Source organism: Methylobacterium sp. J-001 (genome assembly GCF_022829565.1).
Classification (GTDB): Bacteria; Pseudomonadota; Alphaproteobacteria; order Rhizobiales; family Beijerinckiaceae; genus Methylobacterium.
The window spans coordinates 51,918-66,428 of sequence record NZ_JAKSYN010000137.1; the positions used below are offsets into that span (position 1 = coordinate 51,918).

The following is a 14,511-nucleotide window of genomic DNA, read 5'->3' on the forward strand; positions in this document are numbered from 1 at the left end:
CGCCTCAGCGCAGGGCCACGACCTGCGCTGCGTAGCTGGCGACGCTCTGCACCGCCGGCATGTCGTAGGCGTAGATCCGACCGGCCAGGATCACCAGAGCCAGCGTCCAGAACACGGCACCGCCGACCCGACGGGCCGTCCGCTCGCCAGAAGCAGTCGAGCATGCCTCGACGACGCCCTGGGCGACGGGCTCGCCAAAGGGGTCGAACGCCATCGTCGTCGACCGGCTGTTAGGGGTGGTGCGCATGATCGTGAATGTCGCTCTCTGAACCCCGCGCTGCAATGGACAGGTCTTCCGAAGTTTTCTCGCGTCGTAGAGTGTCCTTCTCTCTTGCGCACCTGCGGCAAACGTTTTCTTCCCTTTGCTTGGATGTCGATCGCGGAGCGACCCTTGTGAGCCCCAGAACACCGTCCCGGACGGGCAAAACCGGCGCGGCCGTGCGGGCCGGGGCTTCCGCCTCCGTGCTGCCGGGCATCGGTCTGTGTGCGGCGATCACCGCCGTATCCATGGCGGCGCAGGCGTTCGAGGAGCGCGTCGCCGGCCACCCCTATGTCGAGGCGCTGGTGCTGGCGATCCTGATCGGCATCGCGGTGCGCACCGCCTGGACGCCGGATGCCCGCTTCCGCACCGGCATCGCATTCTCGGCCAAGCAACTTCTGGAGGTCGCGGTGGTCCTGCTTGGCGCCTCGCTGAGTCTGGGGGCGATCCTGGCTTCCGGCCCGGCCCTGCTCGCCGGCATCGTCGGCACCGTGGTGATCGGTATCGGCGCCAGCGTCGGCATCTGCCGGGCGCTCGGCCTGCCGCCCCGGATGGCGATCCTAGTGGCCTGCGGCAACGCGATCTGCGGCAACTCGGCCATCGCCGCGGTGGCGCCGGTGATCGGGGCTCAGCCGAAGGACATTGCGGCCGCCATCGCGTTCACCGCGGTGCTCGGCGTGCTGATGGTGCTCGGGCTGCCGCTGTTCGTGCCGCTCGCGGGCTTGAGCGACAATCAGTACGGCGTGCTGGCCGGTCTCACCGTCTACGCGGTGCCGCAGGTGCTGGCCGCGACCGTGCCGGTGAGCCTGCTCGCCACCCAGGTCGGCACCTTGGTCAAGCTCGTGCGCGTGCTGATGCTCGGACCCGTGGTCGTGGCCTTCTCGCTGATCGCCCCGCGCCTGCCGCAGGAAGCCGGAATGGAATTGACGGGCGCGAAGGGCCGTCCCGGCCTGACCAAGCTGGTGCCGTGGTTCATCCTGGGCTTCCTGGCGCTCGCCACATCCCGCTCCCTCGGGCTGATCCCGGACGCGGCGGTGAAGCCTCTGACGCAGCTGGCGGGCGTGCTCACGGTGCTGTCCATGGCAGCCCTGGGTCTCGGTGTCGACGTACGCGTGCTCGCCCGGGTCGGGGGGCGCGTTACCCTGGCGGTGACCGCGTCGCTGGCCGTCCTCGTGGCCGTCAGCCTCAGTCTCATCCGCTTCCTCGGGATCGGGTGAGGATCTCGCTCGGCGCGGACTGCGTTCTGAGTTTCGTATTTAGAATTTTCTGTAAATTTCACCTCATCTGGCCGAGCAGAACGATCGATACGCCGGTCCAAGACAGACCGATAGAAAACTGGTTTCCTCGGAGATGCATTAAAGTGCTGACGATCGGACTAGGAGGATCTAGAAAACATCTTGACACTGGGATGATTTTTGCTTTGGAAACGTAGTGTCTTCAACGAAAGCTTAGACTGGATCTTGCGTCGTGTCCGAAACGATTCCTGAGAGCAGCACCGAATTGGCCGTGCTGGTCGGCGACGTCGTCGCGGCCTATGTCTCGAACAATCCCGTTCCGCCGGCCGCTCTGCCAGCACTGATCGCCAGCGTGCATGGTGCGCTGGTCAATCTCGACCGGAAGATGCCCGTCGAGGCCGAGCCAGTGATCGAGCCGCCGACCGCGGCGCAGATCCGCAAGTCGGTCCAGCAGGACGGCATCATCAGCTTCATCGATGGCCGGTCGTACAAGACGCTGAAGCGCCACCTGACCGCCCACGGCCTGACGCCGGAGCGGTACCGCGAGCGCTACAGCCTGCCGGCCGACTATCCGATGACGGCCCCCGGCTATGCCGCGCAGCGTTCGGCCCTCGCCAAGGCGATTGGCCTGGGCGTGCCCGGGGCTCGCGCCGAAGAGCGCAGGACCGGCACGAACGGCTGATCAGCCGGCAGACGCTGGGCGCGGGCGGAATGGCAGCACGCTCGCGGTCATTCCGGGCCACCCAGCACGGGGCGGGCGGCCGAAGGTGTCGGCCCAGCTCAGATAGATGATCTGAGCCCCGACAACCTCAGTGACGGCCTGCGGTTTCGGTAAGGGGCGGGTGTCGGCGCTCGGCCTACGCGTAGCCCGGTGCGCCGATCCTTGGCGCTGGGACGGCTGCCCGGCCGGCAGAGACCGCTTGCGCGGAGACTGGGGATCATCGGGCTTGGCTGAGAACGACACGTCAAGAGTCCCCGTTCGCATTCGAGGCGCGAGCGGGGACGGACGTTTCGCTCGGCCGTAGATCCGCCGGGGCGCTCGGCCCTCGACATGGCGGACATTCTAACGGGTGGCCCGAAGCGGAACAGATCGAGTTCGTCCAAAAAACTTGTCTCTGTGTCCCACGGCGTTCCCTGGTGTCCCAGAGAGGGGACAAGACGTTCCAGCCCGCCTACTACGAGGCTCGCGCACCGGGCACCGCGGCCAGCAGGCTGCGCGTGTAGGCGTGCTCCGGGGCGGCGAACAGGTTCGCCGTGCTGCGCATCTCCACGATGGCGCCGCGATGCATCACGGCGATCCGGTCGCAGATCGTGGCCGCCACCCGCAGGTCATGCGTGATGAACAGCATCGCCAGGGACAGCCTCTGCTTCAGGTCCTCGAGCAGGTCCAGCACCTGACGCTGCACCGAGACGTCGAGCGCCGAGACCGCCTCGTCGGCCACCAGCACGTCCGGCTCCATGGCGAGCGCCCGGGCGATGCCGATGCGCTGGCGCTGGCCGCCCGAGAAGGCGTTCGGGTAGCGGGCAGCCGCTTTCGGGTCGAGGCCGACCAGATCGAGCAGGCTTCGGGCACGCTCCCGCGCCTCCGCGGGCGGCACGCCGTGGGCGATCGGGCCGGCGATGATGATCTGCTCCACGGTGCGCCGTGGATTCAGGGACGCGAACGGATCCTGGAAGATCATCTGGATGCGGCTGCGCTGCTGCCGCAGCTCGGCACTTCGGAGGGCGGTGTAGTCCAGGCTGCCGAGGCGGACGGTGCCGCCGTCGGGCTCGATCAGCCGGATCGCCAGCCGTGCCGTGGTCGATTTGCCGGAGCCCGATTCGCCGACGAGCCCCAGGGTCTCGCCGCGCCGCACGTCGAAGGCGACCTCCTTCACCGCCGCGACCACCCGCGGCTTGCCGAACAGGCCCGCCTTCGTGGTGTAGGTCTTGGACAGCCCGATCACCGACAGGGCCACCGGGGCCGCCTGCACGGGAGCCCGCGGCGGCGGAGTCAGGCTCGGCACCGCGGCGAGCAGCGCCCGCGTGTAGGGCGCCTGCGGGTTGCGCAGCACCGCTTCGGCGCTGCCCGATTCCACAAGCCGGCCGCGCTGGAGCACCGCCACATGGTCGGCGATCTCGGCGACCACGCCGAAATCGTGGGTAATGAACAGGACGCTCATCCCGCGCTTGCGCTGCAGGTCGCGGATGAGCTTCAGGATCTGGGCCTGGGTCGTGACGTCCAGCGCCGTCGTCGGCTCATCGGCGACCAGGACCGAAGGCTCCAGGGCCAGCGCCATGGCGATCATTGCCCGCTGGCGCTGGCCACCGGAGAGCTGGTGCGGATAGGCCCGCACCGCCTCCTCGGGATTGGGCAGCCCGACCTCGGTGGCCAGAGCCACCGCCCGGGTGCGCCGCTCGGCCCGGGTGAGCAGGTTATGCGCCTCGAACATCTCGGCGATCTGGTCGCCCACGCGCATCACCGGGTTGAGCGCGGTCATCGGCTCCTGGAACACCATGGCGATGCGCCGGCCACGCAGGGTGCGCCAGGCCGGCTCGTCCAGCGTCAGAAGGTTCCGTCCTTCGAACAGGATCGAGCCGGTTTCGGGTTTTAGCGCCCGGGGCAGCAGGCCGGTGAGCGCGTAGGCGCTCATCGACTTGCCCGAGCCTGATTCGCCGACCACGCAGAGGATCTTGCCGGGCTCCAAGTCGAGGTTCAGGCCTTCGACGGCATGCGGACGGTCGGCGCCCTTCGGGAGCGCGATCGTCAGGTCACGGATGCGGACGACCGGCGCGCTCATGATTCAAACCCTCGCTGCACGGCGGCGCAGGATGTCTGGGCCGGAATCGCCGAGATCCCAGAACAGCCCCGCCATGATCGCCATGCCTTCGCGGGTGCTGGAGGCGAGCATGTGCTCGTCCGGGCCGTGCTGGCGGCAGGCCGGGTAGGAATGCGGCACCCAGAGAGTCGGCAGGCCCAGGATCTCCGAGAAGGCATCGTTCGGCAGCGAGCCGCCGAGATTGGGCAGCAGAGCCGGTTTTTTTCCGGCGCTCGCCTCGATCGACAGAAGCGCCCATTCCACCCAGGGATCTTCCACCGGCAGGCGGGTCGCCTGGAACACCTCCGCTGCCCGCGCCGGCCGGACCTCGATCATCGGAAAGCCGTTCGCGTCCAGATGGGCGCGCACGTTCTGGATCAGGTTCTCCCAATCGGTGCCGACCACGAAGCGCAGCTGCAGGGTCGCCTTGGCGTGGGGCGGCACGGCATTGAGCGGCCCGTCCGGATCGCCGGTCTTGAAGGCCAGGACCTCCAGGGTGTTCCAGGCAAACACCCGCTCGGCCGGGGTCAGCCCGGGCTCGCCCCAATCCGCGTCGATCGTGGGCGCGGTCGGGTCCTCGCCGACCCGGATGTCACGGAGCGCCGCGCGCACGCCCTCGGGGATGGGCGGCGGCCGCAGGGCCTCGACCAGGATGCTGCCGCGGGCATCGACCATCGAGGCGATCGCCGAGGCCAGCACGGTGCCGGGGTTGCGCAGCAGACCGCCCCAATTGCCGGAATGGTGTGGCCCCTCGCGTAGGGTGAGGCTCAGCTCGAAATTGTAGGCACCGCGAGAGCCCAGGAACATCGTCGGGCGTTCGGCGCTGAGCCGTGGCCCGTCCGAGGCGATCAGCACGTCGGCGCGCAGAGCCTCGCGCTGCGCCCGGCAGAACGGGCGCAGGCCCGGCGAACCCGATTCCTCGCCCATCTCGATCAGCAGCTTCACGTTGAAGCCGAGACGGCCGTCTCGGGCAGCGATCACCTGCTCCAGGGCCGCGAGGTTGAGGACGTGCTGGCCTTTGTTGTCGGCGGTGCCGCGCCCGTACCAGCGGTCGCCTTCGACCACGATTTCCCAGGGGCCAAGCCCCTCGCGCCACTGCTCGGGATAGCCCCGCACCGTGTCGCCATGGCCGTAGATCAGCACGGTGGGCAAATTCGGCCCCTCGTGCCGCTCGGCGATCAGGAACGGACCGTGCACCCCGTCGGGGTTGGGGAAAATCTGGGGCGCCGCGAAGCCGAGGCGGGCGACCAGGGGCGTGATGAACGCGTCGAGATAGGCGTGCAGGGCCGCCTCCTGCCCGGGCGCCTGGCTCTCGGTTGGGTAGGCGACGGCGTCCCGCAGGAGCGCGAGAAAGGCGCCGGAGTCGAACGTCTCGGTTGCGCGCGCGATGGCGGCGTCTCGCGTCATGGTGTGTTTCCCGTGAAACATTGCGGTTCTGCACCGGAAAAGTTCAGGCGCTGCCTGGTGCACGTCAGCCGGTGAGGGCGCTCCCGGGCGCCTTATCCATGCCGACCCTCGGGGGCGGTGATGTCCCGCAAACCATCGCCCAGAAGGTTGATCGCCAGCACGAGGAAGAGGAGTGCCACGCCCGGGATAGTGATCACCCAGGGCTGGAAGAACATGTACTGCTTGCCCTCGGCGATCATCAGGCCCCAGGACGGCAGCGGCGGCTGCACCCCGAGTCCCAGGAACGACAGGGCGGCCTCCAGCAGGATCGCGTGTGCCATCTCCAGCGTCGCCACGACGATCAGGGCGTTGAGGATGTTGGGCAGGATCTCCTGGAGGACGATGCGCAGGTCGGTGAGGCCCGAGGCGCGGGCGGCCGAGACGAAATCCTGGTTGCGGATCTGCTGCGTGGCGGCCCGGGTCACCACGGCGAAGCGGTCCCAGAGCAGGAAGCCCAGCACCAGCACCACGACCTTGAGCGAGCCGCCGACCAGCGACGCCATGGCCAACGCCACCAGCACCACCGGCATCGCCAGCCGGGTGGTCACGATGTAGCTCACCACCGAATCGACCCAGCCGCCGAAATAGCCGGCGCAGAGGCCGAGTACCGTTCCGATCAGCCCGGAGATCAAAGCCGCCGAGATCCCGATCAAGAGGGAGATCTGGCCGCCGTAGAGCAGGCGGCTGAGATAGTCGCGCCCGAGCTTGTCGGTGCCGAGCACGTGGTCCCAGGTGCCTTTAGCCTGCCAGATCGGCGGGATCAGGCGGCGCGAGACGTCCTGCGCATAAGGGTCGTGCGGGGCGATGAGCGGGGCGGCGAGCGCCGCCAGCACGATCAGCCCGAGGATGCCGGCGCCGATCAGGAAGCCACCATGGCGCAGGCCGCGCCGCAGCATAAGGCTGGTGGGCGAGCGCACCGGCGCCAGGGCGGCCGGGACCGTGATGTCCGGAGGGAGGGCGGGCGCGGCGAGCGCCGCCGTGTCGGGGGGCAGGCTCATGGGGCGAGCGTCCTCACGATTGGCGCAGGCGCGGATCGAGGAAGGCGTTCAGCAGGTCGGCCGCGAGCGTCAGGGCGATGTAGATCATCGCCAGAACCAGCACGATCGCCTGGACCACCGGGAAGTCATTGCGGGCGATGGACTCCCAGGCGAGCTGGCCGAGCCCCTGGAGCGAGAACACCGCCTCGATCACGATCGAGCCGCCGAGCATGAAGCCGAACTGCACCGCCGCCAGGGCAATCACCGGGATCACGGCGTTGCGGAGCGCATGTCGCACCAGGATTTTTCGCGGCGGCAGTCCCTTTGCCCGGGCGGTGCGGACGTAATCGGAGGCCAGCACCTCGAGCATGCCGTTGCGGGTGAGCCGCATCACCGCCGGCATGGCGTAGTAGCCGAGCGCCACCGCGGGCAGGACGAAGTTCTTCCAGCTCGCGTTGCCGGAGACCGGCAGCCAGCGGAGGTTGACGGAGAAAATCAGGATCAGGGTCAGCCCGAACCAGAAGCTCGGCATCGCCTGGCCAAGTACCGAGATCGACAGGGCGAGCCGGTCGATCCAGGTATCGCGCTTGACCGCGGCGATCACCCCGAGCGGCACCGCCACGAACAGAGCCACCGCAAGGGCGATCACACCGAGATAGAGGGTGATCGGCAGGCGGGCTGCCAGCAGGTCGATCACCCGCTCGCGGAAGTAGAAGGAATTGCCGAAATCGAGGTGCAGCGCCTTCCAGGCCCAGGCGAGGAACTGGGCCAGCAGCGGCTGGTCCAGGCCGTAATCCTTGCGGATCTGCACGATCTGGGGCCCCGTGGCCTCCGGCCCGGCGATGGCCGTAGCGAGGTCCCCCGAGAGGTGGAGCAGCATGAAGCTCGCCACCGAGACCGTGAACGCCACCGCCAGGGCGACCAGGATGCGCCGGAGCGTGAAGGCCAGCACGGTGCCGCCCCCTTACTTCCAGGACGCCGCGTAGAAGCGCGGCACCTCGTCCGGCTGGGCGGTGAAGGTCAGGTCCGACGTGAAGGCGTAGTTGGTCGCGTAGGAGAACATCGGCAGGGCATAGGCCTCTCCGGCGATCCGCTGGAGCGCCTTGGCGTAGGCAGCCTTGCGCTTCTCTGGGTCGGTGGAGCCGTCGCCCGCCTGCAGGTCGGCGATCACCTGGGGATCCTTGGTCAGGTCTTCCTCGCCGCCGCGGAAATAGACTCCGTCGAAGGCCGAGACGTCGTTGACCGAGAACGAGCCCCAGGTCTGGTAGCCGATCGAGATCTTGCCGGCCCGCAGAGAATCCCGGAACGCCGCATAGCGCAGGTAGTTGAGCCGCACCTTGATGCCGACCGCCCCGAGATAGCCGATTACCGCCTCGGCATAGTCCCGCTCGCGATAGGCGCCGAGATCGATCTCGAACCCGTTCGCGTAGCCGGCTTCTTTCAGCAGCGCCTTCGCCTTGGCCGGATCGTAGGGATAGCGCATCACCCCCTGGTCGGTGCAGCCGAACTGGTCGACGAAGCAGAGCGCGTTCATCACCCGCGAGGCGCCGCGCACGAGGTTGTCGACCATCGCCTTGCGATCGATGGCGTAGGAGATCGCCTGCCGGACCCGCACGTCCTTGAGCGGCGAGTTCTCCTTGGCGCGGCCAAGCGTGTCGAACTGCAGGAAGCCGACCCGCATCGTCTCGGAATTCAGCACGGTGATGTTGGGGGCCGCGCGCAACTGCTCAGCCTGATCGCTCGGCACCCGCCAGATCCAGTCGACGCCGCCGGTCATCAGCTCGGCCATCCGGCTTTCACCGTCCGGGATGACCCGGAACTGCAGCTTGCCGATCTTCGGCTTCCCGAGCGGGCTGCCGGCCCAGTACTGGGCGAAGCGCTCCATGGTGACGCCGCGGCCGCTATCGACCTTGGTGATCTTGTACGGGCCGCTGCCCACCGGCGCCTTGGCGAAGCCGTCGAGGCCGACCTTCTTAAAATAGGAAGCCGGGAAGATCGGGGTCGGGCCGGCGAGGTATTCGAGCGCCGCCGGGAATGGCGCCTTGAGATGGATCCGCACGCTGTGCGGGCCGGTGACCTCCACCGACTTCATCCAGTCGACGTTCTGGCGGGTGACGGTGCGGGCCTCGGGCGTCAGCACGTAGTTGAACGTGAAGGCCACGTCCTCCGGCCCGAGCGGGTCGCCGTTGTGGAAGGTCACGCCCTCGCGGATCGTCAGGTCGAGGGTGGTGTCGTCGGTCCAAGTCCAGGCGGTGGCCAGCATCGGCTTGTAGGTGCCGTCCGCGGGGTCGCGCCACAGCAGCGTATCCCAGCAGTTGCGGGCCAGCACGACGCCCTCGCGGGCGCTGTTGTGATAGGGGCTGACGTTCTCCGGCTCGCTGTCGGACGCGTAGACCAGGGTGTCGTCGACCTTGCCGGCGAGGGCCGGGCTCGCCGCGACCAGGGCGGTCAGAGACACTGCCAGGGAAGCGGCACAGGTGATCGTCCGTATCGGCATGTCGACTCCGTCTCCGACGGCGGAGCAGCAGGGTGCCCGGAGTAATTCCGCGACTGCCGCCTTTTTCACCCTGCCATGATGTTGTGCATCTGGGATCGCAACAAGTAGAATTTAGCGAGCGATGCATTGCCGTTTCGGCAACGGAGATGCGCGATAAGTCGTCTTGAGGCAGAATAATGCAGATTACGGGGCTGCGCTACTTCCTGACGGTCGCCCGAACCGGCTCGATCGCGGCGGCCTCGGCCCAGCTCAACGTCGCCGCCTCAGCGATCAGCCGGCAGGTCGCCAACCTGGAGGCCGAGCTTGACTGCGTTCTGTTCGAGCGGCGCCCGCGCGGCATGGTGCCGAGCCCGGCCGGTGAGCTCCTGGCTCAGCACGCGCATCAGATGCTGATTCGGTCCGAGCAGGTCGTTGCGGAGATCGGCGAGTTGCAGGGCCTGGCCCGGGGCCTGATCCGGGTGGCGAGTTCCGAGGGGTTCGCCCTCGACATCGTGCCGAACGCCGTGGCGTCCTTCCACGCGGCCCATCCTGGACTTCGCTTCGAGGTGACGGTGCTGCCCCCCGCCCAGGTGACGCAGATGGTGGCGGCGGGCGAGGCCGATCTCGGCATCACCTTCGCGCTCGCACCGACCACCCAGGTCGAGGTGCTGTATGACGGGGAGGTCGACATGCGGGCGCTGGCGGCGCCCGACCATCCCCTGGCACGGGCGAAACTCGTGCAGCTCTCCGATCTGCCGAACTATCCGGTCGCCCTGTCGACCCGGGACACGACCCTGCGGCAGGTGTTCGACGCGGCCTGCCTGCACGAGGGGATCGTGGTCGAGCCGGTGCTGACCGCCAACAACCTGGCCTCCCTGCTGCCGTTCGTGCGCAATTCCCGCGGTCTCGCGCTGATGTCGGCTTTGTCGGTGCGGACGCCGGTGGACCTGAACGCGTTGGTCAGCCTGCCGATCCGCGCCCGGGCGAGCCTGGCCCGGGGTATCCAGGTCCAGGCCATGCGCGACCGGCGGCTGCCCCGGGCGGTGCGGGGCTTCTTGCGCCAGCTCACCGACGCGCTGCCGCCGCCGGTGGGGGCCGGTTAGGGCCTTGCCTCAGGCGCCGCCGCGGACCGAGGCGATGGCGCAGCCATGGTCCATCACGTCCTCGGCGCTGGCGCTCGGCGCCCGGTAGGCCAGCAGCAGGAAGCCCGGCTCTGGATCGCCCGGCGGCGTGGCGAGAGCCGCAAAGCTCGTCCGGTGCAGGTCCGGCCGGGGACCCGGGAGGGTGCGCAGAGCCGCGAACGGGTTGAAGCGTTCGGCCTCGGCGGCCGGCACCCGCATCGCGTGGTAGTGATCCCCGGCGAGCGGCACCGGGAAGCGGGTCCAGGTCCCGCGGATCTGGCGGCCATGCGCCTTCACGGCGGCCAGCACGCTCGGCTTCAGGCAGTCGAGATGGATGTGGAGCTGGTCCTGGCTCCGCCCCCGGGCAGAGTTGACCGCGAGCCCCACCGCCTCGGGCGGCAGCTTGCCCTTCAAGGCGTCCGACACGAACGGGCGTGCCGCCAGCGCCGCCCGCCAATAGGCGGCCCCGCGCGGCCCGCGCAGAACCGGAGCTTCCAGCCCGGCCACGGTGTCGGTGGGCATCACCACGATGTGGGTCGGCTCGCCGGGCGCGCGCAGAACCGCCGAGCCGGGATGGTCCTTGTCGCCGAGATCGACCGACAGGCACGGAAACGTCCGGTCGGCGATCCGCTTGGCGAGCACGCAGGTCTTCAGCGCGGCCCACAGCACGTCCCGGCTGGGGTCCGGCGCCGCCGCGGCCGGCATCGCGAGCGTAACGACAAGGGCGGCGATCAGCGCACGGCGCATGGAAAGTCCCGATGAGGCCGGGCCGGCGGACTGCCCGGCCGGCCGGGCTTGCGATAACCGTCTCGGACTGCGCCGGCAAAGCGTCCGGTGCCGCGTTGGGAGCGGCCCGTAATCAGGAGACCTCGATGCCGAACGTGCTCACCCCCGACATCGGCGCCCAGTTCGCGGCGGTCGCCTTGGGCCACGTCACCCGGGAATATCCCAACAAGCCCGGCCACGTCCTGGCCGGACCCGAGGACGCGCGGACCCCCGCGGCCCTGCACCCGGTCTTCCACGGCAGCTACGATTGGCATTCCTGCGTCCACGGATACTGGCTGCTGGCGCGGGTGCTGCGGCGCTTTCCCGGTGGCCCACAGGCCGGGGCGATCCGCGCGCATCTCGATGCGCAGCTGGTGCCCGACAAGGTGGCGGGGGAATGCGCTTATTTCGCCGCTCCGACCGCCCGGGGTTACGAGCGGCCCTATGGCTGGGCCTGGCTCTTGAAGCTCGCCGATGAACTGTCGCGCCTGCCCGAGCGTCGCTGGGCCGAGGCCCTCGCGCCGCTCACCGGGATGATCGTGCAGCGGGTCCGGGATTTCCTGCCGGTCGCACCGTATCCGGTGCGGGTCGGCACGCATTTCAACACCGCCTTCGCGCTCCGGCTGGCGGCCGATTACGCCGAGGGGGCGCCGGACGCGGCCCTGTCCGACCTGCTGCTGGGCACCGCCGAGCGCTGGTACGAGGCGGATACGGACTGCCCCGCCTGGGGGGAGCCCGGGGGCGACGATTTCCTGTCCTCCGCGCTGATCGAGGCCGAATGCCTGCGTCGGCTCCTGCCGGCGGACCGGTTCCGGCCCTGGTTCGACCGGTTCCTGCCGGATCTCACGGCGGGGCGGCCCACGACCCTGTTCCGGCTCGCCACCGTGACCGACCGCAGCGACGGCAAGATCGCCCATCTCGACGGGCTGAACCTCAGCCGGGCCTGGTGTTTCCGGGCCCTCGCCGCCGCCCTGGATCCGGACGATCCCCGTCGCCAGTCGCTCGCGACCGCGGCCGAGGCGCATCTGGAGGCCGGTCTCCCGCATGTGACCGGCGATTACATGGGCGAGCATTGGCTCGCGACCTTCGCCCTGCTGGCGCTGGAGGCCGGATCGGATTCCGGCCCGTGAGGCCGACCACTATGAGAAGTTCTTGAGAACCTTTCGCCGTAGCCTGCGTTGTTTTCCGTCATGGCTACGAAGCGCCTGGAACAAAAAAAGGACCACCCCCGAAAGAGCGGCCCGAAGTCTTGGGAGGAAACGCCCACGAGGGGCAGCAGCACGGCAACACCATCGCCGTGCTGCATCGCGTCAACCGGAGAGGGGAGACCTTGTTCCCAGCCCGATCCGGCGCTGCGTCGCCTCGTAGAGCACCTGGGCGAGCTGCTCGGCCGAATACGGCTTGCGCACCAGCGCGAAACCATGTGCGTCGTCGGTCGCCAGGATGTGGCTGTAGCCCGAGGTCAGGACCACCGGCAGGTCGGGACGGCTGCGCTGCAGCTGCCGGGCGAGGGCGACGCCGCCCATCCCCGGCATGACCACGTCCGAAAAGACCGCGTCGAAGCGATCCGGGGTCCGCTGCAACTCGGCAAGCGCCTCTTCGGCGGATTTCGCCCAGATCGGCGCGTGGCCGAGATCCTCCAGGATCTGGGTGCAGAAGCGCCCGACCCCGAGATTGTCCTCCACGACCAGGATGCACAGGCTCCGCTGCGGCTCCGCCTCCCGGCGGTCGTCGCGACCGGGATCGGCGGCCGCCGCGGGGGCCTCGACCTGCGGCAGGTAGAGGGTGAAGCGGGTGCCCCGGCCGGGCTCGCTCGCCACGTCGATATCGCCGCCCGATTGCTTGGCGAAGCCGATGACCTGGCTGAGTCCGAGCCCGGTGCCCTTGCCGATCTCCTTGGTCGTGAAGAACGGCTCGAAGATCCGCCCGAGATCCGGGGCGGGGATGCCGGCGCCGGTATCGACCACCATCACCGCCACGAACGGCCCCGGGGCGCCGGCATGCCCGCGGATCGGTGGCATCGGGCGACCGCTCTCGAGATGCAGGGTCAGGCTGCCTTCCCCGTCCATCGCGTCGCGGGCGTTCACCGCCATGTTGATCAGCGCCGTCTCGAACTGGCTCTCGTCGGCCCGCACGAAGCAGGCTCGGCCGGGCAGGTCGGTCTCGACGTGGATGCGGGCGCCGGTGACCGAATCGATCATGTCGGCGATGCCGCGCAGGCGCTCGCAGATGTCGAAGACCTGGGGCTTGAGCGCTTGGCGCCGGGCGAAGGCGAGGAGCTGGCCGGTGAGCTTGGCGGCGCGGTCCACCGTGTCGGAGACCGCGTCGAGGTAGCGGCGCCTGCGCTCCTCGGCCAGCTCCGGCCGGCGCAGGAACTCGACCGACGAGCGGATGATGGTCAGCAGGTTGTTGAAATCGTGGGCCACGCCACCCGTGAGCTGGCCGATCGCTTCCAGCTTCTGCGATTGCCGCAGTGCCTCCTCGGCGTGGCGCTGCTCGGTGATGTCGCGCCCGAAGCCGTAGAACAAGCCATCCTCCGGCACGACGGTCCAGAGCACCCGCCGGCGGTCGCCGTCCCGGGTCGTGCACGACAGCTCGACATCTTCGGCCTGGCGGCCCTCGCAGAGGGGATTGAGAGCGGCCCGCGCCGCCTCGCGCTCCGAAGCGACGACGAAGTCGATGGCGGTCCGGCCCAGGGTCTCCTCCTCGGACCAGCCGAGCGCCCGGCTCCAGGAGGGGTTCACGGACTGGATCTGCCCGTCCCGGGCTGTGACGAGCTTCAGCACCGGCGACAGGTTCCAGACCCGGTCGCGGTCGCGGGTCTGGGCGGCGACCTGCGCCTCCAGGTGGTCCGCCCGAGACTGGAGCAGCGCCTCGTCCCGGTGCCGGGCCGCCGCGGCACGCCGGCTCTCCAGCAGGCTCATGAGGGTCCGGCCAAGCGCCTCCAGAATGAAGACCTGCTGCTCGGTCAGGATGCGCGGTTCCCGGTCGAGGACGCTGAGCGTGCCAATGGACCAGCCCTCCGGGGTGGCGAGCCGCACGCCGGCATAGAAGCGCAGGTCCGGCTCGCCCGCGCCGTCCAGGCAATCCGGCAGCACCAGGGTGCTCGCCTGGCCCAGGGTCTGGGTGCAGAAGCCGGTCTCGAGGGGCCGGTCCGGCGCCGCATGGCCGAAGGCGGCCTTGGTCCATTGCCGGTCGCCGTCGGCAAAGCTGATCCGCGCCATCGCGGTACCGCAGGATGCGGCCGCCATCTGGGCGATCTCGTCGAAGGTGCGTTCGGGTGCGGTGTCGAGGATGGCGTAGCTGCGCAGAGCCGCTAGGCGCTGGGGATGGTGGCGTTCGAAGCCCGACGGGCAGGACATGGTCTCGTTCCGCGACACGGCTGCGTCAAATCCCACGGCACCGACCCGCCAAGTCAATCGACCCCTCAGGCG

The 14,511-nt window shown here is 69.2% G+C and carries 12 protein-coding genes; 4 read left to right on the forward strand and 8 right to left on the reverse strand.

From position 1 onward, the window contains the following. Positions 1-4: 4 nt before the first annotated feature. Positions 5-247, reverse strand: a complete 243-nt coding sequence (locus MKK65_RS17415) for a hypothetical protein (protein WP_243959286.1) — start codon at positions 245-247, stop codon at positions 5-7. A gap of 146 nt (positions 248-393) precedes the next feature. Here MKK65_RS17415 and MKK65_RS17420 point away from each other — a divergent pair, with 146 nt between their 5' ends. Both MKK65_RS17420 and MKK65_RS17425 read left to right on the forward strand, forming a co-directional pair. Continuing rightward, positions 394-1,476, forward strand: a complete 1,083-nt coding sequence (locus MKK65_RS17420; protein WP_409565446.1) for a YeiH family protein — start codon at positions 394-396, stop codon at positions 1,474-1,476. 250 nt (positions 1,477-1,726) lie between these two features. Further along, complete coding sequence (locus tag MKK65_RS17425) at positions 1,727-2,176, forward strand: MucR family transcriptional regulator (protein ID WP_058190788.1); 450 nt, start codon at positions 1,727-1,729, stop codon at positions 2,174-2,176. Positions 2,177-2,669: 493 nt separating this feature from the next. Here the strand turns inward: MKK65_RS17425 and MKK65_RS17430 are convergent, their stop codons facing one another. The 5 genes from MKK65_RS17430 to MKK65_RS17450 form a co-directional block, all read right to left on the reverse strand. Next, positions 2,670-4,274 carry an ABC transporter ATP-binding protein gene (locus tag MKK65_RS17430; protein WP_243959288.1) on the reverse strand — a complete coding sequence of 535 codons (1,605 nt, stop codon included), beginning with the start codon at positions 4,272-4,274 and terminating at the stop codon, positions 2,670-2,672. Positions 4,275-4,277: 3 nt separating this feature from the next. Then, positions 4,278-5,699, reverse strand: coding sequence for a M20 family metallopeptidase (locus MKK65_RS17435; protein ID WP_243959290.1), 1,422 nt, complete (start codon positions 5,697-5,699; stop codon positions 4,278-4,280). Between the two features lie 92 nt (positions 5,700-5,791). After that, positions 5,792-6,736, reverse strand: a complete 945-nt coding sequence (locus MKK65_RS17440; RefSeq protein WP_243959292.1) for an ABC transporter permease — start codon at positions 6,734-6,736, stop codon at positions 5,792-5,794. Between the two features lie 13 nt (positions 6,737-6,749). After that, positions 6,750-7,667, reverse strand: a complete 918-nt coding sequence (locus tag MKK65_RS17445) for an ABC transporter permease (protein ID WP_058190792.1) — start codon at positions 7,665-7,667, stop codon at positions 6,750-6,752. A 12-nt stretch (positions 7,668-7,679) separates the two neighbouring features. Then, positions 7,680-9,212 carry an ABC transporter substrate-binding protein gene (locus MKK65_RS17450; RefSeq protein WP_243959294.1) on the reverse strand — a complete coding sequence of 511 codons (1,533 nt, stop codon included), beginning with the start codon at positions 9,210-9,212 and terminating at the stop codon, positions 7,680-7,682. Between the two features lie 176 nt (positions 9,213-9,388). Here MKK65_RS17450 and MKK65_RS17455 point away from each other — a divergent pair, with 176 nt between their 5' ends. Then, entirely contained in the window at positions 9,389-10,294 is a 906-nt protein-coding gene (locus tag MKK65_RS17455) for a LysR family transcriptional regulator (protein WP_243959296.1), read from the forward strand. A gap of 9 nt (positions 10,295-10,303) precedes the next feature. Here MKK65_RS17455 and MKK65_RS17460 read toward each other — a convergent pair whose 3' ends face one another. After that, positions 10,304-11,059 carry a CDP-diacylglycerol diphosphatase gene (locus MKK65_RS17460; RefSeq protein ID WP_243959297.1) on the reverse strand — a complete coding sequence of 252 codons (756 nt, stop codon included), beginning with the start codon at positions 11,057-11,059 and terminating at the stop codon, positions 10,304-10,306. Between the two features lie 125 nt (positions 11,060-11,184). Between MKK65_RS17460 and MKK65_RS17465 the strand changes: the two genes are divergently transcribed. Continuing rightward, positions 11,185-12,207, forward strand: a complete 1,023-nt coding sequence (locus MKK65_RS17465; protein ID WP_243959299.1) for a DUF2891 domain-containing protein — start codon at positions 11,185-11,187, stop codon at positions 12,205-12,207. A gap of 180 nt (positions 12,208-12,387) precedes the next feature. Here MKK65_RS17465 and MKK65_RS17470 read toward each other — a convergent pair whose 3' ends face one another. After that, complete coding sequence (locus MKK65_RS17470; protein ID WP_243959469.1) at positions 12,388-14,439, reverse strand: ATP-binding protein; 2,052 nt, start codon at positions 14,437-14,439, stop codon at positions 12,388-12,390. Between the last annotated feature and the right edge of the window lie 72 nt (positions 14,440-14,511).